This is a genomic window from Hungatella sp. SL.1.14 (assembly GCF_024460495.1).
Classification (GTDB): domain Bacteria; phylum Bacillota; class Clostridia; order Lachnospirales; family Lachnospiraceae; genus Hungatella; species Hungatella hathewayi.
Genome location: NZ_JANFYJ010000007.1, coordinates 103,694 through 123,811, shown reverse-complemented (window position 1 = coordinate 123,811; position 20,118 = coordinate 103,694). Strand labels below are relative to the sequence as shown.

Below are 20,118 nucleotides of genomic sequence, written 5' to 3'. Positions count from 1 at the left end.
AAGCAACAACCGAAATCGACAAAATCCTTGTACATATCCAATTCATATCAGAAAGATTAAGCTTATCTGGACACAGAAATTTTTACGCCCTCTTTTAAAACCAATCGTTAGTTTATCCGTCAAATTCCGCAGCACCAATCTTAAAATACAGCGAAATCCTCGAGCACAATCTACTCATTTTTTTCTCGATAGCAAACATAGAGTAAAACTCACTATACGTCAATGGACTGACTCTGATTTCATCGCCCCGGTCCCTAAACGCATTCCTGTGATGGCCTTTATCACCCCATTCTCTTTCTTAATAATCAGTTTATTTAAGTAACGTTCTCTGTTAATAACCATAGCTACCTCACAAAATATTTCTGCGGACATCCGCATTTTTATTTCGTCTTACTTTTCCATCCCCATAATCTTCTCAACCCGTACCAAATGCTTCCCTCCCAGGAATTCCGCCCCCAGATACGCGTTCACCAGCTCCCACGCCAGTTCGATTCCCACCGTTCTGGCTCCCAGCGTGATGATGTTGGCATTGTTATGCTCCTTTGCCATTCTGGCTGAAAACGTGTCCGTCACCAGCGCAGCACGGATTCCCTCCACCTTGTTGGCCGCAATACTCATACCGATCCCCGTTCCGCATACCAGAATCGCGCAGTCGTACTCTCCGGCGACAACTCCCTCTGCCACTTCTGCGGCCACGTCAGGATAGTCCACCTCGCTGACACTGTAAATTCCTTTATCTGTAACTGCATGTCCGCCGCCGGTCAGTCTTTTTTTCAGTTCTTCCTTCATCTCATAACCGCCGTGGTCGCATCCGATTCCTATTCTCATTCCTTTATCCAGCCTTTCTTTCTCATATCATTCTTTTCTCGGCGGGGCAATCGTATCTCCCTGCCGTATGGAGCATGGGCAAACCATAGTCTCCAGAAGCTCCTGCCTCCGGCTTCCGTCATCCTCGATCAGTTCAATCAGCCGGACAGTCCCCTTGTAGCCATACTCATACCGGTGGGTATCCACGGTCGTAATCTGCGGCGCAAAATATTTCAGGCATTCCACGCCATCCACGCCGAATATGGACAAGTCCTCCGGTACCTTAAGCCCCAGCTCCCTGGCCGCCGCATTGCAGCCGATGGCCAGTGTATCATTCACACACATCACCGCGGTAATCTGCGGCTGTTCCTTTAACAGCATCCTGGTGCTGCGGATACCATCTTCTATGAAGAATCCGCCATTCACAATATATTCCGGATGGTACAAACCGTACTGCTTAAGCGTCTTCCGGTAAAAGCCTTCCCTGCGCTCCGCTACCCAGTATTCCGGATAGCCGGAGATGCAGCCGATATGCTTATGTCCCAATGCCGCCAGCTTGCTCAGCAGGCCGTCCACCTGCTCGCCCTCAGAGGTATAGATCAGCGGGAACTCTCCCCATTCCATAAACCGGTTACAGGAAATCATCTTGATGCCCGAGTCCGCGATCATTAAAAGCCTCTTCTTTGCTTCCTCTGAAATCTGCGTGCTGCCGGTGATAAAAAAGCCGTCCACCTTCTGGCTGGCCGCCTTATCGATCTGCTCCACAAAATCCTGGTCCTGACCGGATAAGTCATAGATAATGACGCTGTAATTCCGGTCTTTGGCGGCAGCCTCCACCCCTTTGATAATTTCCGGGAAAAACGGGTTTGCAATATCGCCTACAAAAAGGGCGATGGTATAGCTGCGCTTCGTCTTCAGCGACTTGGCCGCAAAGCTCGGGATGTAATCCACTTCCCTGGCGGCGGCCATCACCTTTTCCTTTGTCTTTTTGGTAATGCAGTCCTTTCCATTTAAGACCATGGACACGGTCGCTGTAGACACGCCCGCCAGTCTTGCAATATCTTTAATTGTCGCCACACCATTTCCCCCCTTCGTCAATCTGCTTCTATGCTTCCAGCCTCTCTCCGGCTGCCTTAAGCGCCAGTTCCCGGTACTCCCTGCAGTCCTGCTCAAGTCCGTTTCTTCCTTCAAACACGCCGAATGCTCCCGATACCAGGATATCCGCTCCGTGCTCCAGCAGCGTAACGGTATTCTCCCGGTCCACGCCGCCGTCGGCTTCGATCAAATAAGAGAGTCCCAGTTCCTTCCGCATGCCATCCAGTTTTCCCACCTTGTCCACGGTTCCTTCCAGGAACTTCTGGCCGGAAAATCCAGGCTCCACCCCCATCACCAGTATAAAATCCAGGTAAGGAAGCGTCTCTGCAAGCAGATCGGGAGACTGTGCCGGATTCAGCACCACGCCGCCCTTCATGCCATTTTCCCTGATCTGGTTTAACATACGGATCGGAAAATGGGTCGCATCCAGATGAAAGCTCACATAATCCGCCCCGGCTGCCGCCAGCGGCTGGATATAGTCCTCAGGATTCATCACCATTAAATGGACATCCAGGAGAAACGAATAGTTTTTCCGGATCAGGCCCACCATCCCGATATCGAAGCAGAGATTCGGCACATAATGGCCATCCATGATGTCTATATGCAGAATCTTAATTCCTGTTTTCTCAAGTATATCTAAATCTTCCTTAAAATTCAAGGGATTCCCGCAGGCCAGCGTAGGATTAACAATCAGATCCCTTTGTCTCATCACGTATACCTCCTTCTCATAAGCACATAAGCGGGCGCTGCCGGCCCGCTTACGTATCTGTTCAGCCGTGCATCTTCTTGTTTTCGAACAACACGAAAACAAGAAGCCCGGGCGTTTTGCCCTATGTCAGTTTGCACAGCTGATTCATTATCTCAAATTCACGAACCGGGAATACGGTTTGCCGTTGGCTGCCGGTCCTTCCGCCTTTCCGATGAAGCCGGCCAGAACGATCAGGCTCGCCACATACGGGATCATTTCGATAAACTCGTGAGGCACCGGGAAATTCGGTATCATCTGCACGTAGATCTGGATTGCCTCAAATAAACCAAAGAACATGGCGGAGAAAAATGCTCCCACCGGGTTCCATTTACCCATAATGACTGCCCCCAGCGCCAGATAACCCCTGCCGGAAACCATTCCGTCCTGATAAAGGTTCATCTGCCCGAGAGACAGGTAAGCGCCGCCCAGTCCGCCTAAAAAGCCAGACGCCAGCACGGAGAAATACCGGATCTTCGCAACACTGATTCCCGCCGTCTCCGCCGCCTTCGGCTGTTCCCCGACCATGGTGATGCGCAGTCCCAGCGGCGTATGCTTAAGGAGATACCAGACCACGAACAGCATGATAAATGCAATATAAACGAACGGTGAAAGCTTTGCCAGAAACTCTCCCACAACCGGTATGTGCGCCAGGATCGGTGTAGTCGGCAGGGCATTTACCTGAGCCGAGTTGCCCGCACTCTTGAAGATGGCGTTTAATCCTACTGCGGAAAAGCCGTTGGCCAGCATCACGAGGGCCATCGCACTGATATTCTGTGCGCCGCCTGCCGTCACTGCGATAAAGGAGTGAATGGCTGAAATGGCAATCCCCATAACGATCGCACAGAGAACACCGATCCAGGGATTTCCGGTGAAATAGCTGCCCACCACCGCTGCAAAGGCTCCCGCGGTCAGAATGCCTTCCAGACCGATATTCGTAACACCGGAACGCTCTGACATCGTACCGCCGAGAGCGGTAAGGGCAAGAGGAGTCCCCATCCGAAGGGTTGACAACAGTAAAATCGAGATCATTCCTGTCATGCCGGTTTCCTCCTTTCGAGACGTACATGGTTGATATAGTAACGGATCATGTAATCACAGCCCAGGAAAATAATAACCAGGCCCTGAATAATATCCACGATATCCTGAGAAATCCCCAGCTGAATCTGCATGGCCAGCGCACCGTTTCTCATGGCTCCCAGAAGAAAAGCTGAGAAGAAAATTGCGATCGGATTCCCGTTTGCCATCATGGCGACAGGGATTCCGTTGAAGCCGTATCCCGGAGAGAAGCCCTCCATCACGCGGTATAAGCTTCCGGACACCTCGATTCCGCCGGCCAGTCCGGCTAACGCGCCGCTTATAACCAGCGCCATAAACATGTTCTTCTTAATATTGATCCCGCCTACGCGACTGGCGTCAGGATTAGAGCCGACCGCCCTCATCTCATATCCGGTGGTAGTCTTATTCAGCAGAAACCAGCATGCGGCGATCATCACCAGTGCAATAATAAATCCCAGGTTTAAAGACAGCGGCCGCGGCAGAATCTGCGGCAGCTTTGCCGTCCCGGCAATTGCCGACGTCGCGTTAAAGGTAGCCCCCGGCTCCTTAAACGGTCCGCAGACGAAATACTGGACCAGGGAAGTGGCAATATAGTTTAACATAATCGTAGCGATAACTACGTGAACATTTCTCGTATACTTTAAAAACGCTGCAATAAACGCCCAGAACATGCCTGCAAGCACAGCGGCCGCCAGACAGAGCAGAATGTGAAGAGGCGCCGGCAGATGAAAGGTGAAGCCGACGTAACCGGCGGCAAAGGCCCCCACCAGAAGCTGACCCTCGGCTCCGATATTGAACACACGGCTCTTCTGAGCCACCGCCACGGCGAGACCGGTCAGGATTAACGGCACAGTCTTGGTTAAGGACACAGTCAGCGCCACCGGTGTTCCCACAGCGCCCTTGATCAGCACGGAATACGCTTTAAACGGGTTTTCGCCCATGGCTGCTATGATAATTCCTCCTACCAGGAAAGCAAATACGATCGAAATAATGGATATAGCGACCTGCATCAGCACACCGTTTAAGCCATCTCTCTTTTTTTCGTTCTTCTTCTCCTTCGTCATGCTTCCTCCTCCTTTCCGGTCACATGCCCCAGCATCATGAGCCCCAGTTCTTCTCTCGTCGTCTTATGGGCATCTACGATCCCCACAATTTTTCCTTTATGAATAACTGCAATCCGGTCGCTTAAGGACAGGATCTCATCCAGCTCCAGCGATAACAGCAGCACCGCCTTTCCCTGGTTTCTCTGCTCCACCAGCGCCTTATGGATATATTCGATAGCGCCTACATCCAGGCCTCTGGTCGGTTGAACCGCCAGAATCGCCTTCGGCCCCCGGAAGATGGCCCTGGCAATTACGATCTTCTGCTGATTACCGCCGGACAGCGTGGAAGCTGCCGAGTCTACACCGGAGCAACGGATATCGTACTGTTCCCGTAAATGCTCCGCAGTCTCCCCGATCTCTTTCTTCTTCATGATCAGCCCGTGTTTCGCAAACAGCGGTTTCCTGTGCTGACCCAGAATCACATTTTCCGCAATGGAGAAATCCAGTACCAGTCCGTCTTTGTGACGGTCCTCCGGTATGTATCCGATTCCCATGTCCTGAACCATCCCTGTAGGATGATGCTTAATCGATTCTCCGTCGAGAAGAATATCACCCTCATCCATGGTCCGCAGACCGCAGATCATCTCCACCAGTTCCTCCTGTCCGTTGCCGTCGACTCCGGCAATTCCCAGGATCTCTCCGGCCTTCACGGAAAGACTTAAGTCATCCACCTTCTTAATATTCTTGGTGTTCTTATAAGACACGTGATCAATCTTTAAGATCTCCTTCGGCGATTTTATCTCCTCCCTTGCGCCTCCCCCCAGAGAGATATCGCGCCCAACCATCATCCGGGTCAATTCCTCCGGCGTGGTCTCGCTGGTCTTCACCGTTCCGATCACCTTGCCGAGACGGATTACCGTTACGTGATCGGAAATCTTCATGACCTCGTTTAACTTATGGCTGATAAAAAGTATCGTCTTTCCCTGCTGTTTGAGCTTTAACAGGATATCGCAGAACTCGTCGATCTCCTGCGGTGTCAGCACCGCCGTCGGCTCGTCAAAGATGAGAATTTCCGCACGGCGGTACAGCACCTTTAAGATCTCCACTCTCTGCTGCATGGTCACGGACAGGTCTCCGACCTTCACCGAAGGATCGATCTTCAGTCCATATTGATCGGACAGCTCGGCAATCTGCTTTTCCGCCGTCTTCCGGTCCAGCTTAAGGGCCGTTCCAGTCTCCTGACCCGCGATGATATTTTCCGCCACCGTAAGCTTTGGAACCAGCATGAAATGCTGATGCACCATGCCAATGCCCCTGGCGATGGAATCGCGGGAGCTGGTGAATTTAACCTGCTCCCCGTTAATCCATAATTCTCCCGAAGTCGGTGTATAGAGACCGTAGATCATATTCATCAGAGTCGTCTTACCCGCCCCGTTTTCTCCTGCCAGCGCGTGGATCTCCCCTTTTTCCACCTGAAAAGAGATCTTGTCGTTGGCCGTAAACTGATTAAACCGTTTCGTCAGTTCCTTTAATTCAATTGCATATTCCATATCGGTACCCCTCTCCTCGCTATGAGCAATCAGCTCGATACGGGTTCTATTTCACATATGCGTTATATTCATCCTGAGAAGCCGGAACTTTAATCGTTCCATCTACAATCTGTTTTCTGATTTCCTCTATCTTATCCTTAATATCCTGAGGTACTGCGTCCTTCATGGCATCCTCTGTGGAGTACATTAAATCCACGCCGCCATCCTTTAAGCCGTATTCGCTCTGTTCGCCCTTCAGTGTTCCGTTTACCATCTTTTCCACCATGGAGTAAGCGACGTTGTCCACACGTTTTACCTGGGAAGCCACGATCTTGTCCGGCATCTGGTTAAACTGTCCGTTGGCTGCTCCGAAGCTCCACTTGTCAGCTCCGGCTTCCTTGGAAGCCTGGAATACGCCTAAGTTGCACGCACCTGCGGATGGTGCCACGTAATCGCAGCCATCGCTGAACATCATGGTTGCAATCTCTTTTCCCTTACCCACGTCGCTGAAGCTTCCGGTATAGGAGGAGGTTACCTTGACTTCCGGATTGGAATACCATGCTCCGGCCATGTATCCGTACTGGAAACGGTCCTGAATCACGCCGCTGACGCCGCCGATAAAGCCGATCTGGTTGGCCTTTGTCAAGTATCCGCCAAGTGCTCCCAGCAAAAATGCCGCCTCATGCTCACGGTAGCTGGATGAAACCACATTTGGCACGCCTTCTACCTGGACATCCAGAAGACCGAAAAAGGTATCCGGATATTCCGCCGCCACTTCCGTTACGGCATCCTTGATCGTAGAGCTGGGGGTAATGATCAGATCACAGCCCTGCTGCGCTAAGCTTCTTAAGCTGTTTGCAAAGTCGGCTACTTCCTTTACCTCCAGTGTGGTCAGCTCGATTCCGAAGTCAGCCTTCGCCTTCTCCAGTCCTTCCAGCGCAACGTCGTTGAAGCTTTGGGAACCGAAACCGGCGCCGTCTGCCATCAGCGCGACCTTGTACGTCTTTCCCCCTGTTCCTTCTGCCTTTTCACCGCCGCCTGCGTCTTTCGCTGCTCCGCCTCCGCATGCCGTCAAAGAAAATGCCATAACTCCCGCCAGTACCGCTGCCATAATTTTTTTCATTTTTATCTTCTCCTTTATCTATTCCATTTGCCCGCCGCCTTAGGACTGTCACGCCCCTGCGGTGGGAAGATCCGCATTTTTATGCTCCATAAGAATTCAGTGCCTCAAAGAAAATCTTTATCACACCGTCTCTGTCAACAGAATCAATATAGTCGATGTTCTTCTCATCCTCGCTCTTCCTTAAGATGTCCTCACAGTCAATCATGGTAAAGCCTTCCGTGAGCGGTCCTTTCGTCTCCACGTCCCCGTAGTATTTCGCAGAGTGAAACAGCTCCGGGTTCGTCACATACGCCGCCGTACATAAGTCATGAATGCACAATCCTTTAAAGCGCTTATGGCCGTTCACATTCTTTTTCTCCTGGTTCCAGTAGAAGCTCAACATGGTGTAGACCATATCCGCCACCGGATTGTCGATGGTTCCGACAATTTCCAGCTCCTCTTCCGTCAGGTAAGCTTCCCTGGTCGTATCCAGCGGACACATATAGAATGGAACGCCGCCCTTCATGACGATCCTTGCCGCCTCGGGATCCACCCACACGTTAAACGTCGCCACCGGCGTCGGATTTCCGCTGTAAATGGAACCGCCCATAAATACGATCTTCTCAATCTTTTCCTTACAGTCCGGATGCTCCAGAAACAGCTTCGCAATATTGGTAAGCGGCGCCAGCGCCAGAATCGTGATCTTCTCCTCCGATTCCATCAGCTTTTCATATAAAAACTCCACTCCCCCGGTCTCCACCGGACCGTAATCCACGGGATGTTCAAAGGTAAATGCTCCCAGCCCGCTGTCCCCGTGAATCTCACTGGCATCGCGGTACGGACGCTCCAGAGGCGCTGCTTCTCCGGCCGCCACCGGAATCTCACCTCTGCCCATAAATGCAAGTCCGTTGACGGTATTATACGTCGTGTACGGAAGGGATACATTTCCCGCCACGGTGGTAACTCCCCGGATATCCAGCTGTTTCGACGCAAGTGTCAGTACAAATGATATCATATCATCAATTCCAGTATCGCAGTCTATAATTACCGGTATTTTATCCATGAATTTCTTCCCCCTGTTCTCCAAAGCATTTCAGAGCATCGAAATAGATCTTCAAAACGCCGTCTCTGTCAACGGAACTGATAAAGGTCACGTTCCTCTCTTCCTCCGGTACCTGTCTGATATTTTCGTAGTCCAGAACCGTAAATCCCAGAGTCAGCTCCCCTTCCGTCTCCACATCTCCCTGATATTTCACGGTTGTAAAAAGCTGTGGATCCGTCACGTACACCGCCGCGCAGAGGTCGTGGATACACAGGCCTTTAAACCGTTTGTCCGCGTTGTTGTTCTTATTTACGGCATCGTTATAAAAACGGCACATCTCGTAGTTCATCCGGGCAACCGGATTGCCAATCGCTCCGATGGCTTCAATGTCATCTGCGGTCAGATACACCTCTCTGGTCGTATCCAGCGGACACATATGGAAGGGAACACCGCTCTTCATCACATATCTCGCAGCTTCCGGATCCGCCAGCACATTGAAGGTGGAAACCGGTGTGGGGTTGCCGGTTCTTAAGGAACCGCCCATAAACACGATCTTATCGATCTTCTCTCCTGCCTCCGGATGGTCCATCAGCAGTCTGGCTACATTGGTCAGCGGGGCAATCGCAAGAATCACCACCTTCTCTTCCGATGCGGCCAGCAGGCGTCTCATCAGCTCCACCGCGTCCTCAGTCTCCGGCTGTTTTACCGTTTTTTCAGCGAACTGATACGTTCCCAGGCCAGTTTCGCCGTGTATGTATCCGGCATCCCGAAGCGGTCTCGACAGCGGTTTTTCCGCTCCTTTCGCTACCGGAATATCGGTTCTTCCCATGATTGCAACTCCGTTTAATGTATTCTGTGTCGTGATATCCACCGTCTGATTTCCAGCCACTGTCGTGATCCCCAGGATGTTGAGCTTATCCGAGGTGAGTGTTACGGCGAAGGATATCATATCGTCGATTCCTGTATCGCAGTCTATGATTACCGGGATCTTTTTCATTGTTCTTCCTCCTTGTTATGAGCACTTAGCGGACGTCCTTTGGCCGCTTACGTGCGATACATGTCATCTCCACTCAGCGTGCCCCGCTTTATCGGGTATAGTGAGGTCTTTCACGAACTTACGTGGAGTGACAAAGCAGTAATGCGGTCTCCATAAGATTTTCTGCCGTCAGTCCATAGCTCTCCATCAGCTCTCCCAGATCACCGGACTGTCCGAATTTATCCTGAATACCAACGCGTTTCATACGGCAGCCGCCGCATTCGGCAAGCACCTCCGCCACCGCTGATCCTAAGCCCCCGATGACGGAATGTTCCTCGGCCGTTACCATCCGTTTGCAGGATTTTCCGTAACGGATCAGGGTCTCCCGGTCAAGAGGCTTGATTGTATGTACGTTTAACACCGCGGCGTGTATTCCCTTTTCCTCCAAGGCCTCCGCCGCATGCAGCGCTTCCGCCACCATAACCCCCGTAGCTGCGAAGCATACGTCCCCGCCTTCGCGGAGCACGTCGATCTTGCCGATCTCCGTATGGCTTCCCTCAGCCGTTACCGTCTCCACCGGGTGTCTCGACATCCGGATATAAGCGGGATGATCCATATCTTTCATCTGCAGCACCATATCAAACGCCTGTCTGTAATCACACGGGCTCAAAACCGTCATACCCGGGAGCACCCGCATCAGCGCGATATCCTCGATCGTCTCATGGCTTCCTCCATCGGAATTCGGAGAAAGTCCCGCATGGGTAGCCACGATCTTCACCGGAGCCTTCGCATAACAGACCGCATTGCGGATAGGCTCATAAGCACGGCCCGCCGCAAACAGGGCAAAGGTCGATGCAAATGGCTTCAGTCCGCTGATCGCCATACCAGCCGCCGTTCCCATCAGATTCTGCTCCGCGATTCCCATATCGAAAAACCGTTCGGGATACTTCGCAGCAAATTTTCCGGAGGATGTGGCCTTCGCCAGGTCTGCATCCAGAACTACGACGCGTTCATCCTCCCCCATCTCAAGCAGGGCGTCTCCATAAGCCTCTCTCATTGCCGGTTCAGCCATCTCATCTTCCTCCTTTCAGTTCTTCCATCGCATTCTTATAATCTTCACCGCTTACCTTCTGTCCATGCCATCCGGCCTGGTTCTCCATGAAGGAAACGCCTTTTCCCTTAACCGTCTTTGCCAGTATGCAGACCGGCACACCGTTCTCTCTCACCGCAATGGCCGCGTCCAGCGCCGCAAAATCATGTCCGTCCGCTTCCACCACCTTAAAACCGTAATCCAGGAATTTTCCCTTTAGATTACCAAGTCCCATTACCTTTTCCACCGGACCGTCGATCTGAAGTCCGTTTAAATCCACAATCACCGTCATGTTATCCAGCTTATGGTGAACCGCCGCCGTCATGGCTTCCCATACGATGCCTTCCTGCAGCTCCCCGTCTCCCAGAATCGCATAGACGTGATAGTCCTTCTTTCTCACCTTTCCGGCCAGTGCGATTCCGCAGGCGGTCGATACCCCAAGTCCCAGGGAACCGGTACAGACATCGACACCCGGAGTCTTATTCATATCCGGATGGCCCTGAAGCATGCCTCCGAGTTTTCTTAAACGTTTAAATGCATCTTTTGAAAAAAAACCGTGTTCCGCGAGCACGGCATACAATGCGGGGGCTGCATGTCCCTTGCTGAGTACCACCCGGTCACGGTCTTCCATGTCCGGCTGCTTTTCATCCACGCGGATCCGGTTGTACAGGCACACCAGAATATCCGTCACCGACAGGGAACCGCCGGGATGACCGCTTCCCGCCTGGTAAAGCATTTCAATAATGTCTCTGCGCACTGCCAGAGCTTCTTCTTCCATTGCTTCATAAGATTTCAAATCACGACCTCCTCAAAAAGTATGCATTATCCACTTTCAACTAACTACTGTTATCCTATGGACACATTATAGTTCGTTTACACGTTTAAATCAATAGGCAATATTTTTTTTGTAAATTTTTGACAGCAATATGATATTTCTCAAGATGTATTCAAGGGTATTTTTATGCATTCTGTATAATTTCATTTTTATATTATTCTTATCCCGTCCAATAAAGTGTAATTTCTCCTTAAACATGTAAAGTCCTGTCCGGAGTCAAATCTCCGGAGAAAGCTTACGGGAAAATCCAGAGATTTTCCCACATCGTCGTGACAGCTTCCGTTCATATCAGGCCATGCTCCATACAATAATGATAGATCCCATCCTCTGCCGCGTCACCGCAGAGACCATACGCTGCTTCTTTCAGTCTGTCTGAGGCATTTGCCATTGCAATCCCTTTTCCAACCGCCTGAAACATTTCAATATCATTGTTTCCATCTCCAAAGGCCATCGCCTCTGATTGATTTAAATGATAATATTCCAGTACCTTTTCAATCCCAATGCCTTTTCCGCCGTCGGCAGGGATAATATCCACGGCCCGGTCCCACCAGGCTGCAATTTTGGCACGGTGCACACCGTTCAGCAGGGAAAGATGGTCTCTTTCACGGCATCCCAGCATGATCTGGTATACTTCCTCTTTTGCCACTTCCTCAAAATCATCCGCAACCTCCACTTCACGGTTTGCAAAACCATAATACTCCACTAGATCATCGTCCTTTCCATTTGCCGCCTGTCTGTCTTTTGTGGCAAGTGACAAAGGCCTGTGAATGGTCTCCGCATTTTTTATAATGGTACCAACATCATCGGTCAGCAGCGGATTGCTGAAGATGGTCTGATCACGATTATAGCAATACGATCCGTTAAAGGTCAGATACACATCAAATGCAATATCGCCAAACACGGGAAGCGCTGAAGGCGCTCTGCCCGTAGCAATGCAGATCATCACGCCCTTTTCTTTTAGCCTTTTCAGCATTTCCATGGTCTTGCCGGAAATCTGCTTTCGCTTCATATCAATCAGCGTTCCATCGATGTCAAAAAAGATAATTTTTGTGTTACTCACCATGTTTCCCCCCATCTGCTTTGTCAATTCCGCGGGGTATCCCGCCTGATTCCTATATCAAAAGCCCCCGGCAAAAACTGCCGGGGGCCAACAACTCATTTTACTCTTATAACTGAGGACCTGCAGAAACTAAAGCTTTTCCTGCTTCATTTCCCTCATATTTTGCAAAGTTCTTGATGAAACGCTGAGACAGATCTTTTGCCTTTGTCTCCCACTCAGAAACTTCTGCATAGGTATCACGAGGATCAAGGATCTTAGGATCTACGCCCGGAAGCTCTGTCGGAATCTCAAAGTTGAAGTATGGAAGCTGCTTGGTCGGTGCACTTGCGATAGAACCATCCAGGATCGCGTCGATGATTCCACGTGTATCCTTGATAGAGATACGCTTGCCGGTACCGTTCCATCCGGTATTAACAAGGTAAGCCTTAGCGCCGCTCTTCTCCATCTTCTTAACAAGCTCCTCTGCATACTTTGTCGGGTGCAGCTCTAAGAAAGCCTGGCCGAAGCAAGCGGAGAATGTAGGTGTAGGCTCTGTGATACCACGCTCTGTACCAGCAAGTTTTGCTGTAAATCCAGACAGGAAGTAGTACTGAGTCTGCTCTGGTGTCAGGATTGATACTGGAGGAAGTACGCCGAACGCATCTGCTGACAGGAAGATTACATCTTTTGCTGCAGGAGCTGCGGAAACCGGGCGAACGATCTTCTCGATATGGTCGATCGGGTAAGATACACGTGTATTCTCTGTCACGCTCTTATCGTCGAAGTCGATCTTGCCGTCTTTGTCAAGGGTAACGTTCTCTAACAGCGCGTTGCGCTTGATTGCATTGTAGATATCCGGCTCGGATTCTTTATCCAGGTTGATAACCTTAGCGTAGCAGCCGCCTTCGAAGTTGAATACGCCGTTGTCGTCCCAGCCGTGCTCGTCATCACCGATCAGGAGACGCTTCGGGTCTGTGGACAGTGTTGTCTTTCCTGTTCCGGAAAGTCCGAAGAAGATAGCGGTATTCTCGCCGTTTAAGTCTGTGTTGGCAGAACAGTGCATGGAAGCAATGCCCTTTAACGGCAGATAGTAGTTCATCATGGAGAACATACCCTTCTTCATCTCTCCGCCGTACCATGTATTTACGATTACCTGCTCGCGGCTGGTGATATTAAACATAGAGGTTGTCTCAGAATTCAGACCTAATTCTTTATAATTTTCTACTTTTGCTTTGGAAGCATTGTATACTACGAAATCCGGTGTAAAGTTCTCAAGTTCTTCGGCTGTAGGCTGAATAAACATGTTCTTTACGAAATGAGCCTGCCATGCAACCTCAACGATGAAACGGATTGCCATACGGGTATCCTTGTTTGCACCGCAGAATGCATCTACAACAAAAAGTCTTTTTCCGGAAAGCTCTTCCAGAGCGATCTTCTTAACGGTATCCCATGCTTCCTGGCTGGCCGGGTGATTATCATTCTTATACTCATCAGAAGTCCACCATACAGTGTCCTTAGAATTCTCATCCATGACTATGTACTTATCTTTAGGTGAACGTCCTGTATAAATACCGGTCATAACATTAACTGCGCCGAGTTCACTTACCTGGCCTTTTTCATAGCCTTCCAGTTCTGGTTTCGTCTCTTCTTCAAATAATGTTTCAAATGAAGGGTTGTAGACGATCTCTGTAGTTCCGTTGATACCATACTGACTTAAATCGATTTCTGCCATTTTATTCAACCTCTCTTTTCTGTAATATTGTATAGTAACCAAATAGTTTATTTGATGTTACTTATACCTTGTAAGTTACATGCCATAGGCTAATACTTACTTTATTACATTTACTCGAAATAGTCAATATTCCATTTCATTTCTTTTGTTATTTTTTTTACAATCTTCCAGATTCATCCGCAAAAACAACACTACTGCTGTTCATTCTGCCTTCCATTTCTTCCTGTAGGCCAGCGGCGTGATCCCCTCCAGTTCCTTAAACACCTTGATAAAATACTTATCGCTCTGGTACCCTACCTTCAAATAGATCTCAGATACCAGCATATCGGTCTCCAGAAGGAGCTTTTTTGCCTCTTTCATCCGCTGCTTCGTGACAAAATCCGTCACAGTGGTGTTCATCTCCCGCTTGAACAGCGTGGATAAATATGCCTTACTCACATGGAGTGCCCCGGAAATGTCATTTAATGAAGCAGCGCCGGCCAAATGACTGCCGATGTACTCCACGGCCTGGGAAATCAGAAGGTTTTCGCTGGAAGGCGGGATCTCCACCAGTTCCGGGAACTCCTTCACGATCTTCTGTGCCATCTTCATCTGACTGCGCTTCTTCAGTTCTCCGATCGCCACCTCCGTCTCCTTTAAAATTTCCTCAATCGAGAAGGGCTTTACGATGTAATTCTGAATTTGATAATGGATCAGATCACGGGCAATCGCAAAGTCTGTCAGAGCCGTCAGTATGATCACGGGCATCTCATACCCCTGTTCACGGATCCGACGGACCAGCTCGGTACCGTCAATTTCAGGCATACGGATATCGGTAATGATGATATCCGGAACCCGCTCCTCCAGAAGTTCCAGAGCCTCCCTGCCGTTTTCAGCAGTCAGAATCTCTGAAACGAGAGCATTATGGCAGAGGATGGCATTCTTCATGCCGTACAGAATATTCCGTTCATCCTCTACCAGCATTAATGTATAGGTCCGTTCCATGGTCTCCCCCTCTCCGTCAGTCTCCATCAGCCTCTTTCCATTCCGTTCCCTTCCCTGCGGTACACTGCATACTTAAAATACGCTTTTGCACTGCGGTACGCCATATCGTGACACCCCAGACCGACCATGGCTCCTGTGTACGCTCCCTCCTCCGGGTACTCGTCAGAGAGGAGCGAGGCATCCAGCGTATCTCCTGCCTGCTGCCACACGCCCTCCTCCAGACTGTAGGAAAAACAGGCCTCCGTCCGGTGCACCTCCAGCCGGAGCCGGATGCTCCGACCCTCAGGCACCGGAGTACCGCAGTCAGGTGTATACTCAGCCTTTCCCCGGTTCATCCGCATCACATCGACAATCTTCTGCCCATCCTGGCTGTACGTCACACGAAGGTAATAAAAGTCGCATTCGTCATAAAAATACAGAATCCCTGCCATCTGCCGCTCCGAGGACGGCTCAAATTCCAGCTCTGTCTCAAAACTGAAATCGAAGTCCTCCTGTCTCCGTGCAATCAGACTCTGTTCGAATCTGGAATTCGGCGAATCTTTTCCCGTCAGCCGCAGGTACCCGGGACGTTCGGTCAGCGACACAGACTCCCCCAGAGGCACTCTGAGCGAAAAGAAATCCGGGCTTAACTCTGTTTCCTGAAAGGAATACCGGATCTCCTGCTCCCTTTTTCGTTCCACCGGCCATGATACCGGGACGCGTAAACGCGGTTCATTTCCTCCGTCTGCAAGGCAGAGCCATCCATCCTCCGTCCATTTCACATGCTGGACAGCCGTCTCTCTCCCGAGAATACACCGGCGAAACGGAGGCAGCGGCCGGCCGCATAAATGCACCATATACCACTCCCCATCCGGTGCCTCCACCAGATCGGCATGGCCGGCTTTCTGTAAAGGAAGTGTCATATTATGCCTCGCTGTCAGTACCGGATTATAAGGTGATAACTCATAGGGACCGCCAATCTTCTCCGACCGGCCCATGGTAACCGCGTGACCATATTCTGTTCCGCCTTCCGCCGTCATAATATAATAACAGCCGTTTCTCCGGTAAAGGTGAGGCCCCTCCGGAGCCGTCAGCCCGCTGCCCTCGAATATCTCCCTTAAAGGCCCTGTCATTTTCTTTAAAACAGGGTCGTATTCCTGCAGGGCAATCCTCTGAACGCGGTTCTTCCGGTAATGTCTCACGATACTGACTACCCACTTTCTCCCGTCCTCATCATGAAACAGAGACGGATCGAAGCCCAGGCTGTGCAGATAAACAGGTTCTGACCATTCTCCCCGGATATCCGCGGCCGTAACCAGATAATTGTGGCAGTCCATAAAGTCGTACCAGTGGGTCCTCACATTGGTGTAGACCAGATAGAACACGCCGTCGGCATAGGAAAGGCAGGGAGCAAATACACCTCCGGAGGCGTCATTGCCCTTCATGTCCAGCTGGGAAACACGGTTTAACGGTCTGGCCGCCAGTTCCCAGTTCTGTAAATCTGTGGAATGGTAAATACAGACTCCCGGAAACCATTCAAAGGTAGACACGGCCATATAGTAATCCTCTCCCACCCGTATGACCGACGGATCCGGATGAAATCCGGGTAAAACAGGATTTTCAAGACAGTTTTTCATTTGATTATCCATTCTCTCCCCCACTTAACTCTTCACCGCGCCGGAAACCATCCCTGCCTGAATCTTTCCGGACATCAGGATATAGACTATGATAATCGGTATCGCGGAAATAGTCAACGCTGCGCTGACCGCCGCATAGTTCGTATTATACGTCCCCTTTAACGCCAGAAGTCCTACCGGCAGCGTCTTCTTCACCGGGTCCGAAATGATGATATTGGCAAATATAAATTCGTTCCACACGCTGATCGCCGTCAGGATCCCGATGGTGGAAATCACCGGCTTCGCCAGCGGAAGAAAGATGTAGAGGAACATCCGGATCACACCACATCCGTCCATTCTCGCCGCCTCCTCAAGCTCCATCGGGATCTGCTGATAGTGGCCGTAGGTCAGGAAAATGGCCAGAGGCAGTCCCGACGCCACATAGGGAAAGAGCAGGGCCCATAAGCTGTCCAGCCATCCCAGTCCGTTCATCATGCTGTAGAGCGGAACCAGGGTACAGTGGACCGGAATCATCATCCCGGCAAAAAACATTCCTACCAGAAGCCCGGCCCCTTTAAACGGAAAACGAGCGACCATAAAGGAGAACGCACAGCTTAAAATAATGACGATAAAAAGCGTTGCAATGGTGATCACAATGCTGTTTACCATATAGTCCTGGATTCCCTCTTTCCAGGCTGTCACATAATTGACAAACTGGGGATTTTTTGGAATGGACCACGGGTCTGCAAAAAAAGATACATTGTCCTTTAAGGAGGACACAATCATCCAGATTAAGGGATACATGGTAACCACAGCCTGAACCGCCAGAATGAGGTACAAAATTATTTTACCGGGTGATATACTGCGTTTATTCATATGGAAACCTCTCCTTCGGTAATATTAATCGCCGGCTGATGACGGAGCCAGGATCCTGTTATAGAGTATGATAAAGAAGATTCCCAGCACCAGCAGAAGCACTGCCACCGTGTTCGCATAGCCGATTCTCATGGAATTGAACGCGTTCTTTACCACGTAGGAAGCCAGAACCTCGCTGGCATGGTTAGGTCCTCCGTTTGACATGATATAGACCAGGTCGAAATATTTTAAGGAATTAACCGTAGCCAGAATCAGGGTCAGACGGATCACCGGCCACATCAGAGGCAGTTCGATGTAGCGGAACAGCTTCCACACCCCGGCACCATCCAGCCTGGCGGACTCCAGCACATCCTCGGAAATATTGTGCAGAGCCGTATAGTAAATCAGAATATAGTTGCCGATAAACTGCCAGACCACAACGGCGATAATACAGCCCAGCGCCAGTTTCATATCTCCCAGCCAGATCTGCTGCAGCTGTTTCAATCCCACCGCCTCCAGAAGACCGTTTAAAAGGCCGAAGTTGGGATCGTAGATCTGCCCCCATAAAATACCGATCATGGAGGAGGACAGCACTACGGGAAGGAAGTACACGGTTCGGAAAAATCCCCGTCCCTTTAGCTTCCGGTTAAACAGAATGACAGAAAACGCCATGCCGATGGGCAGCTGAAGCAGTACGCACCAGAAGGCCATCTTCAGGGAGTTGGTAAGGGACTTCCAGACGACCGGGTCCCGAAACAGTTCCCTGTAATTATCGAAGCGGATAAACACCCTGGCAGTCACGCCATCCCAGCTGAAAAAGCTGTAATAGACCGCCATCAAGACCGGCACGATCACCGCCGCAAAAAACCACAGGACCGCAGGCAATATAAAGAGGCACCGCACCGCAGGATGTATTTTTCTCATACTCTGCACCTATTCCTTTCGGGGCCGCGCAACCGGTTCATGCACCGTGCGCAGCCCCACTTCCTATTTGATAATTTCACTCTGTAATTTCTATTTGATCTTTGCAAGCTCTGCCTTCACATCGGCGTTGTCTTCTGCTACAATGGCCGTTAATGCATTCAATAAATTCTCCGCCTGTTCCGGAGGCAGGGCCTGATCCGTATACGGAATGAAGCCCTCCACACCGTCGGATACGTACTGGCTGAACTGGTAAGCCAGCGGATCCATGTTCTCTTCCTTCGGTGATACCTTTACGGTTGAGAAGGTTCCTGTACGCTCTACGTTTACGGTCTGTTCTTCCTCGCTCATCATATATTTTAAGAATTTTACGACCGCATCCTTATTCTTTGCAGATTTGCTCACTGCCAGCGTATTGGCGACACCGCCGTATAAGTAACCGGCCTCATCCTCTTTTCCGCCCTCCACCATCGGGAATGGAAAATAGGAGAAATCCTTTGCGCGCTCCGGGTCTTCCGTAAATGTCGGAATCGACCAGGAACCGGTGATCAGAATCGCGCCCTTGCCGGCCGCAAACAGTGCTTCCGCCGTCGTAGCGTCTACGGACATACAGCCATTGATAAAGCCCTTCTTTGCCAGAGTCTTGATTTCCTCGCCGGCCTGTACATATGCGTCTTCCGTAAAGTTTTTATCTCCGGTGCACACCTTATTGTACAGATCGACGCCGCCGATTCTCTGTGCAAGGTAGGAGTACCAGCCGAGAAGCGGCCAGCGGTCCTTGGCTCCCACGATAATCGGAGTCACTCCCTTGTCGGACAGTGTGTCAATTACGCCCTTCAGTTCCTCATAGGTCTTCGGCACTTCCACTCCGTTCTCCTCAAAGATGGCTTTGTTGTACCAGACTGCCATACAGGTAATGGAGGTCGGCGCGCCGTAAACCTTACCGTCATAGGAGACTGCGTCTAAGCTGCCCGGTACGAATGTATCACGGAATGCCGTATCTTCCTCAAAGACAGAGGATAAATCTTCCACATTCCCGGAGTTCACAAGAGTCTTGAACTGTTCTCCCACCCAGTATCCAAAGATATCAGGCAGGTTGTTGGCGCTTACCACAGTCTTAATCTTTGTCTTGTAGGCCTCTCCTTCCATTCCCTCATACTTTACCGTAATTCCCGGATTCTGTGCTTCGAACCGCTCGATCATGGCCAGCTTGGCCTCGCGGTCCGACACGCTGCCGACCGTATCCCAGTATGTAATCTCTGCTGCCTCCTGCCCGGCCGCTGTTTCCCCGGCCGTCTCACTCTTACTCTCTTCTGCTGCCGGCTTCTCCCCGGACACTGCTGCGGTCGTCTCTGTACCTGCTGCTGTAGTCTCCTGCTTTCCTGCTGCACATCCGGTGAGTGATGTAATCCCCAGTGCCGCTACGCAGAATAATGCTGCTGCTCTTTTTTTCATCTGTTAAATTCCTCCTTTTTGTGAGCACTCAGCGATCCCCGTTTCGTCGTGCATAGCGGACGTCCCGGGGCCGTTTCCGTGCGATCCATGTAATCTCCGCTCCATGTGCTTCGTATCATCGGGCATGACAAGGTATTTCACAAGCTTAATGGAACGGTGTTTGAAGATATATTTAGTATATAATAGACAACAAAGAAAGAAACCACACTATTTT

General features: G+C 50.6%; 19 protein-coding genes. All 19 read right to left on the bottom strand.

The features are described from left to right. Nucleotides 1–219: 219 nt before the first annotated feature. Nucleotides 220–342, bottom strand: coding sequence for a hypothetical protein (locus tag NE473_RS09800; RefSeq protein WP_256265219.1), 123 nt, complete (start codon nt 340–342; stop codon nt 220–222). A 48-nt stretch (nt 343–390) separates the two neighbouring features. Then, a complete protein-coding gene (gene rpiB / locus NE473_RS09795; protein ID WP_055650495.1) occupies nt 391–828 on the bottom strand; it encodes a ribose 5-phosphate isomerase B in 438 nt (145 codons plus the stop codon). Between the two features lie 27 nt (nt 829–855). Continuing rightward, the gene (locus tag NE473_RS09790) at nt 856–1,884 is read right to left on the bottom strand and encodes a LacI family DNA-binding transcriptional regulator (protein ID WP_039891854.1); all 1,029 of its coding nucleotides are present in this window, start codon (nt 1,882–1,884) and stop codon (nt 856–858) included. A 28-nt stretch (nt 1,885–1,912) separates the two neighbouring features. Continuing rightward, nucleotides 1,913–2,611: a ribulose-phosphate 3-epimerase gene (locus NE473_RS09785; protein WP_055650494.1), complete on the bottom strand. Its 699-nt coding sequence runs from the start codon at nt 2,609–2,611 to the stop codon at nt 1,913–1,915. 147 nt (nt 2,612–2,758) lie between these two features. After that, on the bottom strand, nt 2,759–3,688 hold the full coding sequence (locus NE473_RS09780; protein ID WP_006774242.1) for an ABC transporter permease: 930 nt from the start codon (nt 3,686–3,688) through the stop codon (nt 2,759–2,761). Then, entirely contained in the window at nt 3,685–4,770 is a 1,086-nt protein-coding gene (locus NE473_RS09775; RefSeq protein ID WP_055650493.1) for an ABC transporter permease, read from the bottom strand. The genes NE473_RS09780 and NE473_RS09775 overlap by 4 nt, the downstream gene beginning before the upstream one ends. Continuing rightward, nucleotides 4,767–6,299, bottom strand: a complete 1,533-nt coding sequence (locus NE473_RS09770; RefSeq protein WP_055650492.1) for an ABC transporter ATP-binding protein — start codon at nt 6,297–6,299, stop codon at nt 4,767–4,769. The genes NE473_RS09775 and NE473_RS09770 overlap by 4 nt, the downstream gene beginning before the upstream one ends. Nucleotides 6,300–6,345: 46 nt before the next feature. Continuing rightward, on the bottom strand, nt 6,346–7,401 hold the full coding sequence (locus NE473_RS09765) for a BMP family lipoprotein (RefSeq protein WP_055650491.1): 1,056 nt from the start codon (nt 7,399–7,401) through the stop codon (nt 6,346–6,348). A gap of 79 nt (nt 7,402–7,480) precedes the next feature. After that, entirely contained in the window at nt 7,481–8,443 is a 963-nt protein-coding gene (locus NE473_RS09760) for a nucleoside hydrolase (RefSeq protein ID WP_055650490.1), read from the bottom strand. Continuing rightward, nucleotides 8,436–9,419, bottom strand: a complete 984-nt coding sequence (locus NE473_RS09755; protein WP_022030453.1) for a nucleoside hydrolase — start codon at nt 9,417–9,419, stop codon at nt 8,436–8,438. The genes NE473_RS09760 and NE473_RS09755 overlap by 8 nt, the downstream gene beginning before the upstream one ends. 118 nt (nt 9,420–9,537) lie before the next feature. Continuing rightward, on the bottom strand, nt 9,538–10,470 hold the full coding sequence (locus NE473_RS09750) for a transketolase family protein (RefSeq protein ID WP_006774236.1): 933 nt from the start codon (nt 10,468–10,470) through the stop codon (nt 9,538–9,540). Nucleotide 10,471: 1 nt separating this feature from the next. After that, nucleotides 10,472–11,266: a transketolase gene (locus NE473_RS09745; protein WP_006774235.1), complete on the bottom strand. Its 795-nt coding sequence runs from the start codon at nt 11,264–11,266 to the stop codon at nt 10,472–10,474. A 340-nt stretch (nt 11,267–11,606) separates the two neighbouring features. Then, nucleotides 11,607–12,386, bottom strand: a complete 780-nt coding sequence (locus tag NE473_RS09740; RefSeq protein ID WP_305148628.1) for a Cof-type HAD-IIB family hydrolase — start codon at nt 12,384–12,386, stop codon at nt 11,607–11,609. A gap of 103 nt (nt 12,387–12,489) precedes the next feature. Then, a complete protein-coding gene (pckA, locus tag NE473_RS09735; RefSeq protein ID WP_006774232.1) occupies nt 12,490–14,094 on the bottom strand; it encodes a phosphoenolpyruvate carboxykinase (ATP) in 1,605 nt (534 codons plus the stop codon). A 201-nt stretch (nt 14,095–14,295) separates the two neighbouring features. Continuing rightward, a complete protein-coding gene (locus tag NE473_RS09730) occupies nt 14,296–15,105 on the bottom strand; it encodes a response regulator transcription factor (RefSeq protein ID WP_006774231.1) in 810 nt (269 codons plus the stop codon). After that, nucleotides 15,105–16,706, bottom strand: coding sequence for a glycoside hydrolase family 43 protein (locus NE473_RS09725; protein ID WP_242866152.1), 1,602 nt, complete (start codon nt 16,704–16,706; stop codon nt 15,105–15,107). Before NE473_RS09725 ends, NE473_RS09730 begins: the two co-directional genes overlap by 1 nt. Before the next feature lie 12 nt (nt 16,707–16,718). Further along, complete coding sequence (locus tag NE473_RS09720; protein WP_006774229.1) at nt 16,719–17,549, bottom strand: carbohydrate ABC transporter permease; 831 nt, start codon at nt 17,547–17,549, stop codon at nt 16,719–16,721. A 24-nt stretch (nt 17,550–17,573) separates the two neighbouring features. Then, on the bottom strand, nt 17,574–18,452 hold the full coding sequence (locus NE473_RS09715; RefSeq protein ID WP_006774228.1) for a carbohydrate ABC transporter permease: 879 nt from the start codon (nt 18,450–18,452) through the stop codon (nt 17,574–17,576). Between the two features lie 90 nt (nt 18,453–18,542). Then, nucleotides 18,543–19,904: an ABC transporter substrate-binding protein gene (locus NE473_RS09710; protein ID WP_055650488.1), complete on the bottom strand. Its 1,362-nt coding sequence runs from the start codon at nt 19,902–19,904 to the stop codon at nt 18,543–18,545. Nucleotides 19,905–20,118: the final 214 nt, after the last annotated feature.